Consider the following 22,137-nt stretch of genomic DNA (forward strand, 5'->3'; position numbering starts at 1 on the left):
CTATTTTAGAATTTGTACATCGACACAAAGTTAATGCGAGAGACATCTGCTGTTCTTCCATCAAACACTTCACGCTTACCTTGATGATATTCCATACCAATATCAATTTGCTCAGCAGGTGAATAAAACAGATTGGCAGCATAATCCGTTAAACGCTTATTTGCGTCAGGATTGAGTTTTGCATAAGCTGAATCATCATCAAAATCAAAAATCGATGCAGATAAATTTGCACGCCATTGTGGATTAAATTTATATGAATACCCTATATTTAAGCTATTGAGTTTATTCATCTCTAAATCTGTTTTTTGCGCATTTAAAGAAAAATCACCTGCCGCATTTAAACTGGTTGCATTTGTCAGGCCAGTTTGTGTGGTATATGGCATGAATTTTTGATCACCCACGATATATTGATAATTTGCCTGTACAGATTGTGCTGGGGTCAGCTGGTATTTTAAACCAGCACCCGCGCCCCAACTGACTTTTTTAACCGTATCTTTTGCAACATCTACAGATTTTTCATTGACAAAACCTTGAGCCAAAGCCGTTAAGGCACCTGCTTTTACGGTATATCGACCTGTCAATGTCGGGAATGCTGAAACCCGTGATCCAGTGTATTCCAAGGCAACTTTTAAATCACTCTTGCTATTTATTTTCCAGTCATAGCGCACTTGAGGTGTACGGGTATAAGAGGTTCCCATAAACTGAGTATAATCGACAGACTCTGTTCGTGTTTCCATATTGGACATCAATGACCAGGTTTGACCGAAAGTCCAATCTTTATAAGTAAAGAAAGCATGACGAATACGGAATTTACCATCGCCCGTACCCATATTGGCACTGTCAAAGAAATCGGCTTCAATATTTCCTGTTACAGCCTTATCTGGACTGTTGAAATACACTCCGATTCGACTGGCATTGATCATGGCATCTGAACGGGCATGATCGGAACGTTTGTCATTTTCAAATGGAGTCCGATTTAAGCTATTGGTGGTTCTTCCTCCCGAATCTGGTGAGGACTTAAAATCAACTGCAGCATCAAGTCGAGCTATTCCATAGACTTTAACATTGTCTGTCCATGTCACCCACGAAGGTGCAATTGGTTTCGCTGTTTCAAGTGCTTTATTTTTTTCTACATTTTCTTCAATTTTTGCTTGTTTGACCTGCAAATTATTTTGTGACAGCTTTTGAGATTCGAGTTCTGCTTTGAGTTTTTGCAGCTCTGTCTCTAACAAATTAATCCGTTGCTCTGCTGTCACTGGTGAATTTGCAAAAATAGTCCCTGAAGCCACAGCGCAAGCTGTAGCTAAAATTAATTTTTTCATCTTTTAATCCTTAAAGAAGCTTTTTTTCCCTACGCTTATAAACTAAGCGTCTCGTACATCTATCAATGGGCAGTCCGTTACTGCCTGTAATTCATCAAAACTCAGTCCCGAAACCATTTCAGTGACATAGGCTTTGTGATCTTTTAATTCAATAATGCATAAATCGGTATAAATACGATCTACACACTGTTCCCCTGTAAGGGGATAACTCAGTACATCAACAATTTTAGCTTCGCCCTTTTTGGTGACATGCTCCATATAGACATAAATTGATTTAGCACCCACCGCTAAATCCATTGCCCCCCCCTACAGCAGGAACATCATCTGCTTTGCCAGTATGCCAATTGGCTAAATCACCATTCACTGCGACCTGAAAAGCACCAATCACACAGATATCCAGATGCCCACCACGCATAATGTCAAAGGAATCTCCATGATGCATAAAGCAACCACCATCCAGCAAAGTCACTAACTCTTTCCCAGCATTGACCAAGTCCTCATCTTCTTCACCTGCTTTGGGTGGCGGGCCAAAGGCCAAAACCCCATTTTCTGAGTGTAGAAAGATTTCTTTATCTGGAGGTAAATACTTCGCAACATTGGTGGGTAAACCGATACCTAAATTGACATAAGCTCCTTCGGGAATATCCTGAGCAATCAACTGAGCGATATCTTCACGAGAACGTTTTTGAATTGACATTAGATATCTCCTACTTTGACAACATGTTGTACAAAAATCCCTGGGGTGATAATGCACTCAGGATCAAGGCTTCCTAGATCTACCGTATGATTCACTTGAACAATGGTTGTTTTCGCCGCTTTTGCCATAATCGGGCCAAAGTTCCGTGCTGCCTTACGATAAGTCAAATTCCCCCAACGATCAGCTTGATCTGCATAAATCAAAGCAAAGTCAGCTTCAAGCGGATACTCAAGCACGTAGTTTCGACCATTAATGGTTCTGGTTTCTTTGCCTTCTGCGACTTTTGTGCCATAGCCTGTCGGTGTAAATATTGCACCTAGACCAGCACCCGCAGCTTGAATACGACAGGCTAAATTGCCCTGTGGAACCAGTTCTAATTCAATCTTTCCTGCACGATATAAGTCTTGAAATACGGTCGAACCCGCTGACTTTGGAAATGAACTGATCATTTTTCTGACACAACCTGCAATGATCAGCTTGGTCAAACCACGATCACCAGAGGCAGCATTGTTATTGACAATGGTCAGCTCTTTTTTACCTAAATCGATCAAGGCTTCAATCAGTTCCGCAGGCTGACCTGTCACACCAAAACCACTGGTCATGATGGTTGCGCCATCAGGAATTGCCTTTAAAATCGGTTCAATGTCACTGGTGATTTTATTTATCATTTCGCTTGTCCCTTTTCATCCTTAAATTGACGTGACAGGTCAAATTGTCACTCTGCCTTTTGCGGGTTAAATAGTCGGTCTTTAATAAATAACAGTGGAATTACACCGCAAATAAAGTACGCCCCAGCCATCACCAACAGTCCTAAACCAATCGAACCATGTTGTGATAAATAACCGATGGTTAATGGAGAGAAAATTGAAAGCACTTTACCGATGTTATACGCACCGCCAACCGCCGAGCCTCGAATTGAGGTTGGAAAACTTTCAGTCATATACGTAGCATTGATTGCATACGGTATGCCGTATAGAAAACCAAAGAACAGCATGAGCCATAAAATATTGGCAGGCGTGTTAAGGTAAACAATCACGGGAATAAATAGAGCTGTGCCAATTGTGCCGAATGCAAATACAGCACGGCGACCTAATTTATCCGCAATAATCCCGGCAATAATTTTGGCAAACATCATGATTAAGAAAGTGCCGACCATATACATCGCCATTTCTTTAAACTTGATTCCTAGATCAGATTCCAAATAAGCCGGTAGCCAATTACTCACCCCGTAATAACCAAATTGCAAAGCACCGGTACTCAAAATCCACAGTACAAACATGGTGCCGTGTTTCTTATCTTTCAAAATTTCCCAATACGGGTTTTGACGTTTAACAGGCTGTGCATTGTGTGGCGTTGCAACGACTTTTAACTGACGTGCTTTTTTCCATGACTCAGGCTCAGGTACGATAAAATGCATCAGTACTGATAAAATAATCGGGGTAATTGCAAGCCAATATAGGAAACGCCAGCCATGTTCAGGAATAATATGACCTGCCAATAAAGTCGCAAGTAAAGACCCCAAGGTATAACCCGTCATCAGTGTTGCCAACACTGTAGAACGATGTTTGGTCGGCACCATTTCAGACATTAAAATATTACAGGCAATATAAAGTGCGCCTAAGCCCATTGCACCGAATGTTCTTAAAATCGCAAATTGCATATATGAATGAGTAAAACCCAATGCACAGGTCAGAACAGAAGAAAAAGCAATAAAGAATACAATCACGCGTACTCGGCCAAAGCGATCACAAGCCCATCCACCGACCAAACCTCCCACGGCGGAACCTAACAGTGTCAAACTACCTAATGTTCCTGCTTGTACACCGCTCAAGTGAAACTCAGCCTTTAAACTGGTCAAACTTAATGCTAAAAAACCCAAATCTGCGCCATCACAGAGCAAAGTAAAAAATGCAAAGATAAAGGCCGTAATCCAAATCTTTTTGGGTGTCTGAATCACCTCTCCAGCACCACTATTTCCGCTATTATTTTGTGTAACTGTTTCCGTTGTCATGTCCATATCCTCAGAAGGAATATGAGGCATCCCCTGCCTCATGGCATCTAATTGTTATTAGGCTGTAGCATCCCTAATCATGTTTTTTGCGATAATCAGTTGTTGAACTTGTGTGGTTCCTTCATATAAACGGAACAAACGCACATCACGATAAAAACGTTCAATGGCATATTCACTGATATAACCAGCACCACCGTGGATTTGTACGCAACGATCTGCAACCCGACCACACATTTCAGTGGCAAACATTTTTGAACAAGATGCTTCTGTACTAATGTTTTCGCCATTATCACGGCGACGTGCAGCATCGAGCACCATACATTTTGCCGCGTAAATCTCAGCTTTTGAGTCTGCCAGCATGGCTTGGATCAATTGAAAATTAGCAATTGGCTGACCAAATTGTTTACGCTCAATGGCATAGTGAAGTGCGTCATTTAACATCCGTTCAGCCACACCGACACTATATGCACCAATATGTAAACGACCTTTATCTAAAACCTTCATTGCGGTTTTAAAACCAATACCTTCAATCCCACCAATCAATGCTGATGCTGGAATGCGGCAGTTTTCAAAAATCACATCACAAGTATGAGAACCTTTTTGTCCCATCTTTTGATCGATTTTTCCCAAACTAATCCCAGGCGTTTTGGCTTCAACTAAAAATGCAGAAATACCACTGGCACCTTTAATATCAGGATTGGTCCGTGCCATCACGGTAAAAGTAGCAGCATGTGGTGCATTGGTAATAAAGCGTTTGGTTCCATTTAAAACGTAAAAATCACCATCCTTGACTGCACTGGTTTTTAAAGATGCAGCATCTGAACCTGCCTCAGGTTCGGTTAAGCAAAATGAACCAATAATTTCACCGCTGGCATAACGAGGAAGATATTTTTGTTTTTGTTCTTGTGTTCCATCAATCAAAATCGCACTTGAACCAATACCATTATTGGTACCAATCAGTGAACGGAATGCCGGTGAAGTTTGTCCAAGTTCAAATGCAACATTCACCTCCTCTTCCATGGTGATTCCCAATCCGCCATATTCTTCTGGAATGGTTAACCCAAATAAACCTAACTCACGCATTTGTTGCACGATATCCTCAGGAATTTTGTCCTGCTCGGCAACCTCATGTTCACGTGGAATCAATTCATTTTTTACAAAGTCACGAATTGTTGTGAGCAACTGTTGCAACATTCCTTCATCACGGATCATCTATGATCTCCCTTCTTTTGTAGCTTCATTGCATCCATCAGCTATTCCAGCTGGGTAATGGATACCCTGTTTTAAATCTTGTTTACTGCGAATGTGTTTCATAGTACGAGATTAAAAACACAAATTTCAAGCTTTTTTGAAAATTAATTTCGTTAAACGAAATTTAATAATCTACCAATATTAAATATCAATCACTTAGAAAAATATATTAAAGATAAAGTGTCACGAGGAATAAAAAATACTTGAAATAAATTTCAAAACACGCATTATTAAAGAAATATAGTTTTGATCTGCGAAACAAGGAATCAAAAAATGAGTGAAATAACAGGGAACAGTTTCATTGAAGTTGACTATTCTGTTCAGAAAGTAGCGATCGTAAAGATTAATCGTCCAGAGGCTAAAAATGCCTTAAATACACAGGTACGTAAGCAACTGGCTCAAGTGTTTACTGAGTTAAGTTTTAATGACCAGATCCATGCCATTGTGCTCACAGGTGGTGAGGAAGTTTTTGCGGCAGGTGCAGACTTAAAAGAAATGGCAAGCGCAACCTCCACAGAAATGTTGCTACGTCATACAGAACGTTATTGGAATGCAATTGCGCAATGTCCTAAACCCGTGATAGCTGCTGTAAATGGTTATGCACTGGGTGGCGGTTGTGAACTTGCCATGCATAGCGACATTATTATTGCGGGTAAAGGGGCAACTTTTGGTCAACCTGAAATTAAAGTCGGTTTAATGCCTGGCGCAGGTGGAACCCAACGTCTTTTCCGTGCAGTGGGTAAATTTCACGCGATGCGTATGATCATGACGGGTGTAATGGTCAAAGCAGAAGAAGCATATAGCATTGGACTGGTTTCCCAAGTTACTGAAGATGACCAGACCATCTCAACCGCTATTCAAATGGCGCAAAATCTGGCAAAAATGCCACCAATTGCCCTACAACAAATCAAAGAAGTTGCATTAATGAGCGAAGATGTTCCATTAAATGCAGGTTTGGCATTGGAGCGTAAATCATTTCAATTGTTGTTTTCAACAGAAGATAAAAATGAAGGCATTCAAGCGTTTATTGAAAAACGAAAACCATCATATCAAGGCAAATAAGTTTAATCGATAACAACAATGGAATAGAAATGGCTAGAAAAGTATTGATTAGTGCAGGCGGTTCAGGAATTGGACGATGTATTGCAGAAGCATTCTTAGCGCATCACGATGAAGTTTTCGTTTGTGATATCAATGCAGAAAGCTTAGCGCAATTCCAAAAGGCCTATCCTGCACTACATATTTATGCATGTGATTTAGCTAACCATGATGAAATCAAATCTATGTTTAGTGATGCCATCAGCAAACTGGGGCATATTGATGTTCTGGTCAATAATACAGGGATTTCTGGCCCAACCATTGCAGCAGAAGAATTGAGTTTCGCCGATTGGAGTGCGGTATTAAACCTTAATTTAAATAGTACCTTTGCTATCACCCAACTCGCCATCCCCTTTTTAAAACAGTCGGAAGCAGGCGTCATTATCAATATGTCATCGATCGCTGGACGTTTGGGCTATCCATATCGTTTGGCTTACGCGACCTCTAAATGGGGATTAATTGGTTTTACCAAAACATTGTCGATGGAACTTGGTGCAGACAATATTCGAGTCAATGCCATACTTCCAGGTGCAGTGGATGGAGAACGAGTTCAACGGGTGTTACAAGCGCGTGCAAATGTCGCTCAAACGTCCTTGGATGCCGTTACGCAAAATGCACTTAAAAATCAATCACTCAAATATTTTGTCAATCCAAAACATATTGCCGATTTGTGTATATTTTTAGCCTCGGAAAGCGGTTGCTCTATTTCTGGACAAATTTTACCGATTGATGGTGACAAACAATGTCTGAGTTAACCCACCAGACTGTATTGTTTTCTTTCGTTTCTATTTTTTTCGTCTCTAATTTTTCGTTTAATCTGGATCAGTTATCAGGATGATCGACATGACTTATGATATTCAAAGTATGGCTGTAATTGGTGTTGGTATTATGGGCAGTGGTATTGCTCAAATTGCCGCACAATCAGGTCATACCACCTATTTATATGATACCAAAGAAGGTGCTGCGCTACAGGCCAAAGAAAAGCTGGCAGCAACTTTTCAAAAGCTGGTCGATAAAAATAAAATCAGCGCTGAACAGGCGGAAAATGCCAACAAACATTTGATCGTTGCAGCGCAACTTGAAGATTTAAAAGCCTGCGACTTGATTGTGGAAGCGATTATTGAGCGTTTAAATATTAAACAAGCGTTGATGCAACAACTTGAAGAGATCGTTTCAGACACCACTATTTTAGCCTCAAACACTTCATCGCTTTCGATCACAGCCATTGCAGCAAACTGTAAAAAACCACAACGTGTAGTCGGTTTCCATTTCTTTAATCCGGTACCACTGATGAAAGTTGTGGAAGTGATCCAAGGATTAAAAACAGATCCACATATTGTAGATGCATTAAATGAGCTATCACGTGCATTTGGTCATCGACCTGTTGTTGCCAAAGACACCCCAGGATTTATTATTAATCATGCGGGGCGCGCCTATGGCACCGAAGCGTTAAAAATCTTAAATGAAAACGTCTGTGACATCAGTGAAATTGACCGCATTTTAAGAGATGGTGTTGGTTTTAGAATGGGACCATTCGAACTCATGGATTTAACAGGACTGGATGTATCACATCCTGTAATGGAGTCGATTTATCATCAATACTATGAAGAAGCCCGTTACAAGCCCAATCCATTGACCAAGCAAATGCTTGAAGCCAAACAACTTGGGCGTAAAGTTAATCAAGGCTTTTACCACTATGAAACAGGCACAAAAACAGGTGAAAAACCTGCACAGTTTGTTGAGCGTTTAACCAACTATCCAAAAGTTTGGATTGCAGCTGATTTTGCTGAAGATAAACAACAACTGGAAGATTATTTAGTCCAGCAAAAAATTGTCTTAGATACTGCTCTAGAACCATTACCTGAGAGTTTATGTTTACTCGCTTGCTACGGTGAAGATACCACCCAAGCAGCGACACGCCTGAAGGTCAATCCACAACAAGCTGTGGCCATAGATATGCTATACGGCATAAGCAAACATAGAACGTTAATGCCGTCATTGGCGACAAGCACTGAGTATCGTCAAGCAGCTCACTCTATGTTTAATTTAGATGGTGCTATGGTCAGCATGATTGCTGAAAGTATTGGCTTCGTGGCACAACGTGTTTTAGCCATGGTGATTAATTTAGGTTGTGATATTGCACAACAAAATATTGCCAGTGTCGATGATATCAATGCCGCAGTCCGTTTAGGTTTAGGCTATCCATTTGGCCCTATTGAATGGGGTGATCATATCGGTAGCCAAAAAATCTTACTCATTCTCAATCGTATCTCAACACTGACCTATGACCCACGCTATCGCCCTAGCCCATGGTTACAACGTCGTGTCGCATTAAATTTACCGCTTACTTTTAATTCTGGATTTTGAAAAGGAACTTCTCAATGTTAAATGCCTATATTTATGATGGTTTACGTAGCCCGATTGGTCGTCATGCAGGTGAGCTTGCTTCAGTACGTCCAGATGATTTAGCTGCGGCAGTTTTGCAAAAGCTCCTTGAAAAAACTGGGGTTCCAGGTGCAGCGATTGAAGATGTTATTTTAGGTGATACCAACCAAGGTGGTGAAGACAGTCGTAATGTTGCCAGAAATGCCCTATTAATCGCGGGATTACCTGTGACTGTTCCTGGCCAAACTGTAAACCGTTTATGCGCAAGTGGTTTGGGTGCTGTGATTGACTCTGCACGTGCCATCACCTGTGGCGAAGGCGACTTGTATATTGCAGGTGGTGTAGAAAGCATGTCACGTGCCCCATTTGTGATGGGTAAAGCTGAATCTGCCTATAGCCGTGAGACCAAAATTTACGACACCACAATTGGCTCACGCTTTCCAAACAAAAAGCTGATTGCACAATATGGTGGTCACTCAATGCCTGAAACTGGTGACAATGTTGCAGTTGAGTTTGGCATTACCCGTGAACAAGCAGATTTATTTGCTGCCCAATCACAAGCAAAGTATCAAACAGCCAAACAAGATGGCTTTTTTACTGGTGAAATTACCCCAATTGAAGTCTTTCAAGGCAAAAAGTTACCACCAAAACTGGTTTCTGAAGATGAGCACCCTCGCCCAAGCTCAACGGTTGAAGCATTAACCAAATTAAAACCATTATTTGAAGGTGGCGTGGTGACTGCTGGAAATGCATCGGGTATTAATGATGGTGCTGCTGCACTACTCATCGGTTCCGAAGCAGCGGGACAAAAATATGGCTTAAAGCCAATGGCAAAAATCTTGTCAGCCGCGGCAGCAGGTATTGAACCACGTATTATGGGTGCTGGTCCAATCGAAGCAATCAAAAAAGCCGTTACACGTGCAGGGCTGACTTTAGATGATATGGATATCATTGAAATCAATGAAGCTTTCGCTTCACAAGTACTATCTTGCTTAAAAGGTCTAGATGTTGATTTTAATGATCCGCGTGTCAACCCAAATGGTGGTGCAATTGCAATTGGGCATCCACTTGGGGCTTCTGGTGCACGTCTTGCACTTACTGTGTCACGAGAGTTGATTCGTCGTAATAAAAAATATGCGGTCGTCAGTTTGTGTATTGGCGTGGGACAAGGTTTAGCCATGGTGATTGAAAACGTATCATAACGTTGACTGTTTAATCACTGAACGAGTATCCATTCATCACAACAGCGCAGTGATGAATGGATTTATTTTGCAGAGCGAAATATAATAGCCAAACTGTTGCTTTATTATATTTGAGTATTGAATGTCTCAGAATTCAGAAACTGAATCACCTATAAATTTTGATGAGATACGCCTTGACCCTATTTCACATATTCATCGGGAAAATAACCCCCAATTTATCGCTTCTTTAGCACGAGGTTTAGAGCTATTACGTTGTTTTTCTGCCAATAATCAAGTCTTGGGTAACCAAGAACTGGCAAAAATGACGGGTTTACCAAAACCAACCATTGCGCGGATAACCAATACCTTAGTGTCATTAGGCTATTTAAAACAACTGCCGAACTCCACCAAATATACATTGGATATTGGTGTTTTATCTTTAGGTTATGCAGCCTTGTCCAATATTTCTATCCGTAATATTGCACATCGCTATATGGAAGAAATGAGCCAATATGTGCAAGCACCTGTTGCGATGGCAACCCGTGACCGTTTAAACATGGTCTATATCGATGTGGTTCAGATCGAAACTGCTTTAAATATGCGCCGTCCCATTGGCTCAACCCTACCTATTCACAGCAGTTCCATGGGTCGAGCTTGTTTGGCGGCTACACCTGAACGTGAGCGTAATTTTTTACTGGATGCGCTTAAACAAAAAAATGCTGAAAACTGGCCTGCAATTAAACGTTCTTTAGAACGAGCTTTCCGAGATTATCAAGATTACGGATATTGCCTTTCTTTAGGCGAATGGCATAAAGAAGTAAACTCTGTCGCTGTGCCTTTGGTCAGTTCCAAACATGGTCTTTATGTCTTTAACTGCGGCGCACCAAGTTTTCATTTAAACCCTGAAAAACTTGAAGGTGAAATTGGACCCCGTTTAATCCATATGGTGCACAACATTCAAGATGCTTTGAGTGAAACGCCTTAACAACCATGTTTAAAATCAGATGCGTAAAATCAGCAGATACATGGTTGTGTGGATTAAAAGTTCCGATTTCATAATGACAAACCATAGGCATAATGAAAAACACTCTCTATACCCCAACCATTATTTTAATGGCAGTTGCAGCAGGCATCTGTACTGGTGGGAATTACTTTAGCCAACCACTGATTCATTCCATTAGTCTAAGTTTAAATTTAGCAGATACCACCACAGCATGGGTGCCTACTTTAGCGCAAATCACCTATGCAGCAGGTCTGCTGTTTTTAATGCCTTTAGGGGATATTCTCGAAAAGCGTAAGTTGTTATTTATATTTATGCTGCTTGCCTCAATTGGGCTAATTATTAGTGGTTTTTCCCACAATATTTATCTGTTAATGTTCGGTACCATCATTACAGGGTTATTTTCTAGTTCAGCCCAACTGTTGTTACCACTGGCTGCCAGTCTGGTTCCAATTCAACATAGTGGTCGTGTTGTTGGTTTTTTACTGAGTGGGTTAATGATGGGTGTCTTATTGGCACGCTCATTATCAGGGATGATGTCGACGCTTTTTGCTTGGAATTTTATTTATCTGCTCAGCGGTTTTTTATTATTGCTCATTGCGATTATTTTGTACCGTAATATTGGCTTATTTCCTCCCACCAAATCTGAAAATTATCTCAAAACAATTCACTCACTGCCGCAAATCTTTATTCAAAATCGTCGCCTAAGAATCAGAACCTATATTGGTGGATTAACCTTTGCCTGTGTAAGTTTAACCTTTACCACCATGTCTTTACTCTTAGCTCCTGCGCCTTATTTTTTCAGTGATTTTACGATTGGCTTATTTGGGTTTGTCGGTGTTTTAGGAACATTCGTTGCCAATTTTTCAGGTAAATTTATTGATCAAGGCTATATTCATAAAATTTCGATATGTTGTGGTATCGGTCTGATTTTAAGTTGGCTATTGTTTTTGTTACTCTCTTATCATTTTATCTTTTATATCATTGCCTTACTTATTCTTTATGCTTCGCTCTCGGCTGTTCATGTCACCAATCAGAGTATTGTCTTTAAGCTTAACCAACAATTGCGTTCACGTTTCAATGCCATCTATATGACAGGTTATTTCGCTGGCGGTGCTTTAGGGACCACGAGTGGAAGCTATGCATGGAAACATTTTGGCTGGACAGGTGTATGTATCTTGGGCTTAGTTTTTGCCCTGCTGTGTCTATATTATTGTCTTGCAGATGCTAAAGATCAGCACAATCCATAGTATTGTGCTGATCTTTAAAAGCAGTCTTTCATCATCGAGATAAAGCTGAACTCAAATAGATATTTATAAAAGCCCGAATAAACGTCCACGAATAATGTCTTCTGCCTCTTTTACAATACGGTTGACCAGTTCATCACATGTCGGAATGTCATGGATCAGACTGGCAACCAAACCACATGACCACGCCCCAGCATTGACATCGCCATCAATCATCACTTTAGGATAAACACCTGCAACTTCTTCAATGATATCTTCAAATTTAATCTGGTCACCCAGTGCTTTTTCTTTGGCTATAATTTTTTCTACAGCTGTATTATTTATAACACGCTCAGTGTTACGTAAAGCGCGCATAATTAAACGAGTATCTCTTTCTGTTGCATTCAGGATCGCCTGTTTCACATTTGCATGTACTGGCGCTTCTTGAGTTGCAATAAAACGTGTTCCCATATTAATGCCATCCGCCCCCATGGCTAAAGCGGCAGCAAGTGAACGTCCATCAGCCATACCACCTGATGCAACAAAAGGAATTTCTAAGGTATCGGCAGCTAAAGGCAATAAAATCATATTCGGTACATCATCTTCACCAGGATGTCCACCACACTCAAAACCATCGACAGAAACAGCATCACATCCAATTTTTTGAGCTTTTAGACTATGCCGAACCGAAGTACATTTATGAATCACTTTTATTCCAGCGGCCTTTAAATAAGGCATGACCTGTTCAGGATTACGACCCGCTGTTTCTACAACCTTTACCCCACCTTTAATAATTGCCTCGACAAAACCCGGATAATCAGGTGTATTGACTGTGGGTAAGAAAGTTAGATTGACACCAAAAGGCTTATCGGTCATTTCTCGACATCGGGCAATTTCTTTTGCTAGATTTTCAGGTGTTCGCTGGGTTAAACCGGTAATAATGCCTAACCCACCCGCATTTGAAACTGCAGCAGCCAGCTCGGCAAAACCGACATAATGCATACCGCCTTGAATAATCGGATGTTCAATTTCAAATAATTCTGTAATTTTGGTTTTCATATTCTTTCCACTCACTATTTTATATTTAGAGGCTCATTTCTTAGTATCCTATGCTTATCGATGATTTATTAAATCTGATCGATCATGAGTCCACTGTATTCTCACTTTGTTTGCAAGGTGACGAATTTAAACAAGCACTGAATGCATTGATGAAAAAAATAACACCCATTTTTCGTAAGCAAACTATTTAACCTGCATCTTATTAAAAAGGCCAACAATGCAGATCGTTGCTGGCCTTTCAGTTTTAAAGCAATAAAATTAGCTAATTTCAGTGCGGATATTATTCACCATATGTAGAAGACGCGGTGCAATATCCTCTTCAAGTTTTTCGCGGTTCATAATAAAGCTTGGTCCGCCGCAGTTAAATACCAGTAGACCATGTTGTTCATGAATCAAGGGGACTGCAACTGAATTGACATCTTTATGCCATTCACCAATTGAAAAACAATAACCAAAATCTTGATAATCTTTAAATGCTTTATCTAAATCACGGTTAATCTTGATCCAATCGTCTTTATGTTTGCTACGGATTGCATCAAGTAAAAACTCTCTTTCATCTTCAGGCATTGCAGCCAGACATGCACGTCCCATTGAACTTAAATGAATCGGCAAATAAGTACCGACTTGACGACGCATGGTCATATTGCCCTTGCCTTGTACCACATCCAAATAAATCATATTTAGACGATCACGCGTTGCCATTGCCACAGCAGCACCTGCATAATCCGCTAAGTTTTTCATATAGGGATGTGCAATATTACGGATAGACACATTAGAAAGCATGGAGTAACCAAATGCCAAAACCCCAACTGAAAGTTGAAATTTGCTTGAATTTGGGACCTGCTTGATATAGCCCAAACGTGACAATGTGTGCGTTAAACGGGTAATGGTCGGTTTAGGCAAACCCGTCATTTGTGATAACTCTTGATTACCCAAATGCTGATGTTTTGGGGTAAAGCAACGTAAGAGTTCTAAACCGCGTCCTAAAGCTGTAATAAATTGACGATCATTTTCATCTTGCATATCTTCAATCGGATGCAATAACTCATGCCTCAAAGGCGCTAATAATTTTTCTGTTTGTTCTGCATCTACGGCATCATTCATGGTTATACCAATTCACATATTTGTTTCGCACTGCGAAAATTATAATCTATTTTTTCTATAAATAGCAAAAAGCAATCATCTGATTCACTTTGAAAATAAAACGATGCATCCATCTCGATGTGAAAAGTCTAAATTTGCTTATTTTACTTAAAAAATGGCTTTAGACTGCTCACATCATCTATTTAAAAACTATCCTATCACGCCTTTGGCTTTTAACTCCTCAAGTTTTGCTGGAGAAATAATACGGCCTAAAATGGTCTGAGTATGTTCGCCTAACAAAGGAGGCGCATTTCTATACTCTACAGGTGTACGTGAAAGCTTAATCGGAGAACCAACCACAGTAAGTTTTTCACGTTGAGGATGTTGCATTTCTACCAGCATCTCTCGCGCAATCACTTGAGGTTCATTAAAAGCTTGTTCTAGATTATTAATCACACCAACAGGCACTTTAGCAGCATAAATTGCACTTACCCACTCATCGGCAGTCTTGCTTAAAAAATGCTTTGATAAAATTTCGATCACTTCATCACGATGCTTAACACGATCTGCATTACGGGTAAATCGAACATCATTGGGTAACTCTGGCAAACCAATACTTCTGCACAGTTGGATAAACTGAGTGTCATTACCACAAGCAATGATAAACTCTCGATCAGCGGCTTTAAATAATTGATAAGGCACAATATTGGCATGTGCATTGCCATAACGTACCGGCACTTTTCCAGATGAAAGATAATTCATTCCTTGATTTGCCATTGTGGCAATTTGCACATCAAGTAAAGCCATATCTATATGTTGCCCTAAACCCGTCATATGACGATTGAGCAAAGCCGCTTGTATGGCAATGGTTGAATATAATCCCGTTGATAAGTCTGAAAATGCGACACCTACTTTTTGCGGACCACCACCGGGTAAATCATCTTTTTCACCCGTGATGGACATGAGTCCACCCATTCCTTGAATGATAAAATCATAGCCTGGCTCTTCTGCTCTCGGTCCATTTTGACCAAAACCCGTAATCGAGCAATAAACCAGTTTAGGATTAATTTCTGATAAAGAAGCATAATCCAAGCCATATTTTTTCAAAGAACCAGCTTTGTAGTTTTCAATGACCACATCGGTATCTTGAATCAGTGCTTTGATGAGTGCCTGCCCTTCCGGATTTGCAATATCTATTGCAACAGAAAGTTTATTGCGATTGGTCGACTGATAATAAGCGGCTTCTCGTGTCTCTTGTCCGGCATCATCTTTCATCCAAGGTGGTCCCCAAGAACGCGTATCATCACCTAGTTTCGGTCTTTCAACCTTAATCACTTCTGCGCCTAAATCGGCAAGAATCTGTCCACACCACGGTCCAGCCAGTACTCGACTTAAGTCAAGTACACGAATTCCATTTAAAGCACCCATGTTTATTCCACTAACCTTTGATTAATTTCCTACAGGAAAATTTATTTAATATAAATTTCGCATAGCGATATATATTTTTAATATACACAGAAAAATTTAAAAATAAAACTTAATTTTTTCATCAAAAGTGATGATTTTTATTCAACAAATATAGATTAATTAAATCAAATAATTAGCCAACTAAAAAACAAGTACAATATACCGCATTGCGAAATTAATTTTCAAAATATATTGTTTTCTACTAATCCTTTGATTACTATCGCATCAATATGCAGGGTTTTAGCAACATCTCCTCGATGTTTTCAACATGTTGTACAAAGGACAAGACTATGATTCGAGATCAGGAAACACTCAAACAACTGGTAGATATGATTCGACAGTTTGTAGATGGTGTCCTTATTCCTCATGAGAATGAAGTCGCAGAAACAGATCAAATCCCTCAAGCCATCATTGAGCAAATGAAAGCTTTGGGTTTGTTTGGACTGACGATTCCAGAAGAATATGAAGGTCTTGGCTTGACCATGGAAGAAGAGGTATCTATCGCTTTTGAACTTGGACGTACTTCGCCTGCCTTTCGTTCACTGATCGGCACCAATAATGGAATCGGTTCGAGTGGTCTGATTATTGATGGTACCGAAACTCAAAAATCATTTTTTTTGCCCCGTTTAGCACGTGGTGAAGTGATCAGTTCTTTTTGCCTAACTGAACCAGATGCAGGCTCAGATGCTGCCTCTTTGAAAACCAGCGCAGTAAAAGAAGGTGAGTTTTATATTTTAAATGGCACCAAACGCTTTATTACCAATGCACCTCATGCAGGGGTATTTACGGTGATGGCACGAACCAATCCAGATATTAAAGGTGCTGGTGGAATTTCTGCTTTTATCGTAGATCGCAAAACTGCAGGAATCTCTCTAGGTAAAACAGATAAAAAAATGGGACAAAAAGGTGCACATACCTGTGATGTGATTTTTGAAAATTGTCGAGTTCCTGCCTCAGCACTGATTGGTGGTATTGAAGGTGTAGGATTTAAAACCGCAATGAAAGTCTTGGATAAAGGTCGCTTACATATTGCCGCAATCAGTGTCGGTGCTGCCCTACGCATGTTAGACGATACCTTAAAGTTTGCCCTTGAGCGGAAGCAATTTGGACAAGCGATTGCTGAATTTCAGCTGATTCAAGCCATGCTTGCTGACTCCAAAGCAGAAATTTATGCAGCGCAATGTATGGTTTTAGATGCGGCAAGACAACGTGATGCTGGGCACAACGTCAGCACAGAAGCATCATGCGCAAAAATGTTTGCCACTGAAATGTGTGGTCGCGTGGCCGATCGCTGCGTACAGATTCATGGTGGCTCTGGCTATATCAGTGAATATGCCATTGAACGTTTTTACCGAGATGTACGTTTATTCCGTCTCTATGAAGGCACCACCCAAATTCAACAAATGATTATTGCGCGAAATATGATTCGTGCTGCGTCTTAATTAATTTTTAGGCACTTTAAAACGATTTGAAGTGCTGTAAATCAAATGTAGGTAATGGATTATGGCGACAAACTACAATACACATCTCTCTTCAATACAACCTCATACTTGGAAAATTGCATTTATTTTTGCATTTTTAGCCTTGTTGGTGGATGGTGCCGATCTGATGCTGCTGTCTTATAGTCTCAACAGTATTAAGGCAGATTTTGGTTTAAGTTCCGTGCAGGCAGGTATGCTGGGTAGTTTTACCCTGGCGGGTATGGCTGTTGGTGGGATATTTGGGGGATGGGCATGTGACAAATTTGGTCGAGTACGGATCGTGGTTATTTCTATTCTCACCTTCTCACTACTTACATGTGGACTAGGCTTTACCCAAAGCTTTCTTGAATTTGGGCTATTACGTTTTTTTGCTTCTCTCGGACTAGGCTCGCTTTATATTGCCTGCAATACCTTGATGGCGGAATATGTACCTACACGTTACCGTACAACGGTATTGGGTACCTTACAAGCAGGTTGGACGGTTGGCTATATTGTTGCAACGCTACTCGCTGGATGGATTATTCCAGATCATGGCTGGCGTATGCTGTTTTATGTTGCCATTGTACCGGTGTTGATTGCTGTTTTAATGCATCTTTTGGTACCAGAACCACTCGCATGGCAACAGTCTCGTTTACAACAACCAACACGTGATAAAAACTCTGAGGATACTTCGGCATTTAAACTGATTTTTAAAGATAAACGAAATCGAAATATGTTTATCTTGTGGGCGCTCACAGCAGGCTTCTTACAATTTGGTTATTATGGGGTAAATAACTGGATGCCTTCATATCTAGAAAGTGAATTAGGCATGAAGTTTAAAGAAATGACCGCATATATGGTTGGTACTTATACCGCCATGATCCTCGGTAAAGTCCTTGCGGGGATGATGGCTGATAAACTTGGTCGTCGCTTTACTTATGCCTTTGGTGCGATTGGGACTGCTATTTTTCTTCCACTGATTGTTTTTTATAACTCACCCAGCAACATTTTATATTTACTGATCGCTTTCGGATTTTTATACGGTATTCCTTATGGTGTAAATGCCACCTATATGACGGAAAGTTTCCCTACAGCGATTCGTGGTACAGCGATTGGTGGTGCCTATAACGTCGGGCGTCTTGGTGCAGCACTTGCGCCTGCAACGATTGGCTACTTGGCATCAGGTGGTTCTATTGGTTTAGGTTTTGTGGTGATGGGGGCTGCTTATTTAATTTGCGGTGTTATTCCTGCCCTCTTCATCAAGGAAAAACTCTACGATCCGCAAAAATCGTAAAATTAGACCTTATAAAATCACTTATTCCATTTTAAAGCCAGCTAGATTTAGCTGGCTTTTTTGTGGATATCATTTTGAATTTACTCATCAAACCTTCCCTTTTTGATGCTTTTTCATTTGATATTTTTATCTCAATAAACTAAAATACCGCCAAGCGAAATAGGATTTCTTTTTATGAAAGATTTACAACGAGAGTCAATGGAGTTTGACGTAGTCATCGTAGGCGCAGGCCCTGCGGGTCTTTCTGTTGCGATTAAAATTCGTCAATTAGCGCTTGAAAACAATCTTCCAGACCTTTCTGTCTGTGTGGTTGAAAAAGGCTCTGAAGTTGGTGCGCATATCCTTTCTGGTGCTGTACTTGAACCTCGTGCAATCAATGAACTTTTCCCTGACTGGAAAGAACAAGGTGCACCTTTAAATGTACCTGTGACTGAGGACAAAACTTATTTCCTCATGTCTGCTGAAAAGTCTCAAGAAGCACCACACTGGATGGTTCCTAAGACCATGCACAACGATGGTAACTATGTTATTTCATTGGGTAATGTGGTGCGCTGGTTAGGTCAAAAAGCGGAAGAGTTAGAAGTTTCTATCTTCCCAGGCTTTGCTGCCTCAGAAATCCTTTATCATGAAGATGGTTCTGTAAAAGGCATCCAAACTGGTGATATGGGTATTGGTAAAGATGGTGAACCTACTCATAACTTTACCCCCGGCTACGAGCTTCATGCAAAATACACAATTTTTGCAGAAGGTTGCCGTGGACACCTTGGTAAACGTTTGATTGCAAGATACAACTTAGACCAAGATGCTGATCCGCAACATTACGGTATCGGAATCAAAGAACTTTGGGAAATTGACCCTGCTAAACATAAACCAGGTTTAGTGATGCATGGTTCAGGCTGGCCTTTGGCAGAAACAGGTTCTTCAGGCGGCTGGTGGTTATATCACGCTGAAAACAACCAAGTGACCTTGGGTATGATTGTCGATTTATCTTATGAAAATCCACACATGTATCCTTTTGCTGAAATGCAGCGTTGGAAAACACATCCACTGATTAAGCAATATCTTGAAGGTGGTAAGCGTATTTCTTATGGCGCACGTGCAGTTGTTAAAGGTGGTCTAAACTCGCTACCTAAACTAACCTTCCCAGGCGGTTGCTTAATCGGTGATGATGCTGGTTTCTTAAACTTTGCTAAAATCAAAGGCTCTCATACTGCGATGAAATCGGGTATGTTGTGTGGTGAAGCTGTATTTGAAGCAATCCAAGCAGGTCATGAGAAAGGTGGTGATTTAGCGGTTGCGCGTGTCGCTGAAGGTGAAGATTTCTTTGCTAAAGAATTGACTGCATATACTGACAAATTCAACAACAGTTGGTTAAAAGAAGAGTTACATCGTTCACGTAACTTTGGTCCAGCGATGCATAAATTCGGTGTATGGATGGGTGGTGCATTTAACTTTATCGATCAAAATATCTTTAAAGTGCCATTTACTCTACATGACCTTGCACCTGACTTTAGTGCATTAAAAACTGTAGATGCTGCGACATTTAAACCGACCTATCCAAAGCCAGATGGTAAATTAACCTATGACCGTTTATCTTCTGTATTTGTATCGAATACTGTCCATGAAGAGAATCAGCCAGCTCACTTAAAGCTGACGGATGCTTCTATTCCAGTCAATGTCAACTTACCAAAATGGGATGAGCCTGCTCAACGCTACTGCCCTGCTGGTGTTTATGAAATTATGGAAAATGATGATGGTTCTAAGCGCTTCCAGATTAATGCTGCGAACTGTGTTCACTGTAAGACCTGTGATATCAAAGATCCATCTCAGAACATCACTTGGGTAACTCCTGAGGGTGGTGGTGGGCCTAACTATCCAAATATGTAAGCTGGATACTTAGGACGATGCTTTAATGCTGCTCACCACTAAACATGCGAGTGTTTAGATAATTTTGTGTAGTATTAACAGCGTCTTTTACCCCAATTTGTCGAGTGATATAAGCTCTTCATTTTCATTATTTAGGTAAGTTTAGTTCCCTAGGGAGCTAAACTTGAAAGAAAAATAGAATAAGTCTTGGCTCAAATTAAGTTGACTACAACTTAATTTTTCACTTTAATTTTACTGATTAAAAGACACAAATGATTGAAAAATGATAAAACTAAAAATTAAAAAACGGTTATACCCTCTGATTATAGTTATATTTTTCCCCACTACACTTGTATTTGCAGAAAGTTTTGAAAAGCTATTCGAAAAAGCCAACAATGGAGATGTAAAAGCACAATACCAAGTGGGTTATCTTTATAGTAATGGCAATTAGGGTGTATCCTTCGATGAAGAAAAAGGTGTTTTTTGGTTTAAAAAGGCCGCAGAAGCGGGTGATTCAGAATCTCAACTCAGTTTGGCAATGAGTTATTTATGGGGATCAGGTATCCGCCAAAATACCCGTAAAGGTATTGAGTGGCTAACCAAATCTGCAAATCAGAACAATGCGATGGCGCAATACAATTTATCTGAAGAATATTCAGATGGGAAGAATATCAAACAGGATCAAAATCTTGCACATTATTGGCATCTTAAAGCGGCTAAAAATGGCGATGTATCAGCACAATTTAAATTGGGAACTCTATACTTAGATGGAAATTTAGGCTTGCCTCAAGATATCAATAAAGCGAAAGCATGGTTAAAAAAAGCCGCAGACCAAGGCTATGAATTGGCTCAACAGCAATTGGCTGTATTATAATAGAGCCAACTAAATATACGTTTCTTTAAGCAAATGATATAAATTATTTTTCTTAATATTATCTGTTTCAACTAATCTTTTTTTAAATAAGTGATTTTATAATATTAAACACCTCATGACTTTTAACACTTAAACAAATACATTGGTCAAAGGTTGCTTTTGAATTCTGTATAAACTCATCTTCCATAACATCTAAATGTAAATGGCTTTCTTTTTGAACTTTTTTGTATAAGTCAAACAAATCATGCTTGTAACTCGATTTACAATTTAGAATGAAATCATTAAGTTCTTGATCAAGCTCTAAACGCATATTTTCAATGAAATGCTGACGTGAAGCTTTATTATTTTCAGCATAAAATAAGCGTGTTTTTTCATAAGTTCCTTTATGAAATATCATTTCATAAATTTTCATCGTAGATAATTACCTATAAATTCATCTTATGATTCTTAAAAAGTAGAATTCATACATATGTACTATTTCTTAAAATTTATATGTGCTCATATTGAGATAAGCACTTTTCAGTCTTTTATAAACGTATTTATCTGTTGCTTTTAGCTAATCTTAAAAACCCCTATTTCCCTTGGGGAAGGGAAATAGGATCAAGGCATCAAGAATCTTAAAAAAGATCCCCCTCTAATTCTGTAGAATTTATCACATTAATATTCATTTAATCAATACACCATCAACAAAAAAAACAGACAGTTCTGTATTCTTTTGATCAATTATTAAGCAATCACAATTCAAGCTATTTTCCCTCAAAATTGAGTCGACATGTGTAATAAATATCTAACACCAATACGAATAAGCAAGCGCAGTTAAGACATGTTTACAAGCCGTTGTCCTCCCATCCATAATATAAGTA

At 39.8% G+C, this 22,137-nt stretch carries 17 protein-coding genes and 3 pseudogenes; 11 read left to right on the top strand and 9 right to left on the bottom strand.

Annotation, left to right across the window (positions count from 1 at the left end; translation table 11 throughout):
* Positions 1–5 precede the first annotated feature (5 nt).
* The 5 genes and pseudogenes from dcaP to AC4CVF_RS11300 form a co-directional block, all read right to left on the bottom strand.
* A complete protein-coding gene (dcaP, locus tag AC4CVF_RS11280) occupies positions 6–1,322 on the bottom strand; it encodes an outer membrane trimeric porin-like protein DcaP (RefSeq protein ID WP_336954793.1) in 1,317 nt (438 codons plus the stop codon).
* Positions 1,323–1,364: 42 nt separating this feature from the next.
* A pseudogene (locus AC4CVF_RS11285) lies at positions 1,365–2,019 on the bottom strand (3-oxoacid CoA-transferase subunit B).
* Positions 2,019–2,687, bottom strand: a complete 669-nt coding sequence (locus AC4CVF_RS11290) for a 3-oxoacid CoA-transferase subunit A (protein WP_004721455.1) — start codon at positions 2,685–2,687, stop codon at positions 2,019–2,021. Before AC4CVF_RS11290 ends, AC4CVF_RS11285 begins: the two are co-directional and overlap by 1 nt.
* A gap of 47 nt (positions 2,688–2,734) precedes the next feature.
* Complete coding sequence (locus AC4CVF_RS11295) at positions 2,735–4,030, bottom strand: MFS transporter (protein WP_419329228.1); 1,296 nt, start codon at positions 4,028–4,030, stop codon at positions 2,735–2,737.
* A 57-nt stretch (positions 4,031–4,087) separates the two neighbouring features.
* Positions 4,088–5,242, bottom strand: a complete 1,155-nt coding sequence (locus AC4CVF_RS11300; protein WP_490789462.1) for an acyl-CoA dehydrogenase family protein — start codon at positions 5,240–5,242, stop codon at positions 4,088–4,090.
* Between the two features lie 312 nt (positions 5,243–5,554).
* On the opposite strand from AC4CVF_RS11300, the gene AC4CVF_RS11305 reads away from it, so the two are divergent.
* The 6 genes from AC4CVF_RS11305 (at position 5,555) to AC4CVF_RS11330 (ending at position 12,195) form a co-directional block, all read left to right on the top strand.
* A complete protein-coding gene (locus AC4CVF_RS11305; protein ID WP_419360263.1) occupies positions 5,555–6,343 on the top strand; it encodes an enoyl-CoA hydratase in 789 nt (262 codons plus the stop codon).
* A gap of 29 nt (positions 6,344–6,372) precedes the next feature.
* Positions 6,373–7,134, top strand: a complete 762-nt coding sequence (locus tag AC4CVF_RS11310) for an SDR family oxidoreductase (protein ID WP_336954799.1) — start codon at positions 6,373–6,375, stop codon at positions 7,132–7,134.
* Positions 7,135–7,222: 88 nt separating this feature from the next.
* A complete protein-coding gene (locus AC4CVF_RS11315; protein WP_490789463.1) occupies positions 7,223–8,746 on the top strand; it encodes a 3-hydroxyacyl-CoA dehydrogenase in 1,524 nt (507 codons plus the stop codon).
* A 14-nt stretch (positions 8,747–8,760) separates the two neighbouring features.
* Positions 8,761–9,966, top strand: coding sequence for a 3-oxoadipyl-CoA thiolase (locus AC4CVF_RS11320; protein ID WP_490789464.1), 1,206 nt, complete (start codon positions 8,761–8,763; stop codon positions 9,964–9,966).
* Between the two features lie 121 nt (positions 9,967–10,087).
* The gene (locus AC4CVF_RS11325; RefSeq protein WP_419329231.1) at positions 10,088–10,930 is read left to right on the top strand and encodes an IclR family transcriptional regulator; all 843 of its coding nucleotides are present in this window, start codon (positions 10,088–10,090) and stop codon (positions 10,928–10,930) included.
* Between the two features lie 89 nt (positions 10,931–11,019).
* Complete coding sequence (locus AC4CVF_RS11330; protein WP_336954808.1) at positions 11,020–12,195, top strand: MFS transporter; 1,176 nt, start codon at positions 11,020–11,022, stop codon at positions 12,193–12,195.
* Between the two features lie 63 nt (positions 12,196–12,258).
* Here AC4CVF_RS11330 and AC4CVF_RS11335 read toward each other — a convergent pair whose 3' ends face one another.
* Positions 12,259–13,230, bottom strand: a complete 972-nt coding sequence (locus AC4CVF_RS11335; protein WP_336954802.1) for an NAD(P)H-dependent flavin oxidoreductase — start codon at positions 13,228–13,230, stop codon at positions 12,259–12,261.
* 50 nt (positions 13,231–13,280) lie between these two features.
* On the opposite strand from AC4CVF_RS11335, the pseudogene AC4CVF_RS11340 reads away from it, so the two are divergent.
* Positions 13,281–13,421 (top strand): annotated as a pseudogene (locus tag AC4CVF_RS11340) (enoyl-CoA hydratase); the annotation flags it as partial.
* Positions 13,422–13,488: 67 nt separating this feature from the next.
* Here AC4CVF_RS11340 and AC4CVF_RS11345 read toward each other — a convergent pair.
* Together AC4CVF_RS11345 and AC4CVF_RS11350 are read right to left on the bottom strand one after the other, a co-directional pair.
* On the bottom strand, positions 13,489–14,334 hold the full coding sequence (locus AC4CVF_RS11345) for an IclR family transcriptional regulator (protein WP_004721467.1): 846 nt from the start codon (positions 14,332–14,334) through the stop codon (positions 13,489–13,491).
* Positions 14,335–14,523: 189 nt separating this feature from the next.
* Positions 14,524–15,741, bottom strand: coding sequence for a CaiB/BaiF CoA transferase family protein (locus AC4CVF_RS11350; protein ID WP_336954804.1), 1,218 nt, complete (start codon positions 15,739–15,741; stop codon positions 14,524–14,526).
* A gap of 329 nt (positions 15,742–16,070) precedes the next feature.
* Between AC4CVF_RS11350 and AC4CVF_RS11355 the strand changes: the two genes are divergently transcribed.
* From AC4CVF_RS11355 to AC4CVF_RS11370, 4 genes and pseudogenes are all read left to right on the top strand, one after another.
* Positions 16,071–17,222, top strand: coding sequence for an acyl-CoA dehydrogenase family protein (locus tag AC4CVF_RS11355; RefSeq protein WP_419329234.1), 1,152 nt, complete (start codon positions 16,071–16,073; stop codon positions 17,220–17,222).
* Positions 17,223–17,283: 61 nt separating this feature from the next.
* Complete coding sequence (locus AC4CVF_RS11360) at positions 17,284–18,534, top strand: MFS transporter (RefSeq protein ID WP_336954806.1); 1,251 nt, start codon at positions 17,284–17,286, stop codon at positions 18,532–18,534.
* 174 nt (positions 18,535–18,708) lie between these two features.
* The gene (locus tag AC4CVF_RS11365) at positions 18,709–20,421 is read left to right on the top strand and encodes an electron transfer flavoprotein-ubiquinone oxidoreductase (protein WP_490789465.1); all 1,713 of its coding nucleotides are present in this window, start codon (positions 18,709–18,711) and stop codon (positions 20,419–20,421) included.
* A gap of 442 nt (positions 20,422–20,863) precedes the next feature.
* A pseudogene (locus tag AC4CVF_RS11370) lies at positions 20,864–21,274 on the top strand (tetratricopeptide repeat protein); the annotation flags it as partial.
* An 82-nt stretch (positions 21,275–21,356) separates the two neighbouring features.
* Here AC4CVF_RS11370 and AC4CVF_RS11375 read toward each other — a convergent pair.
* Entirely contained in the window at positions 21,357–21,686 is a 330-nt protein-coding gene (locus AC4CVF_RS11375; protein WP_336954072.1) for a hypothetical protein, read from the bottom strand.
* Positions 21,687–22,137: the final 451 nt, after the last annotated feature.

It is taken from the genome of Acinetobacter sp. LipI_19, from assembly GCF_058242925.1.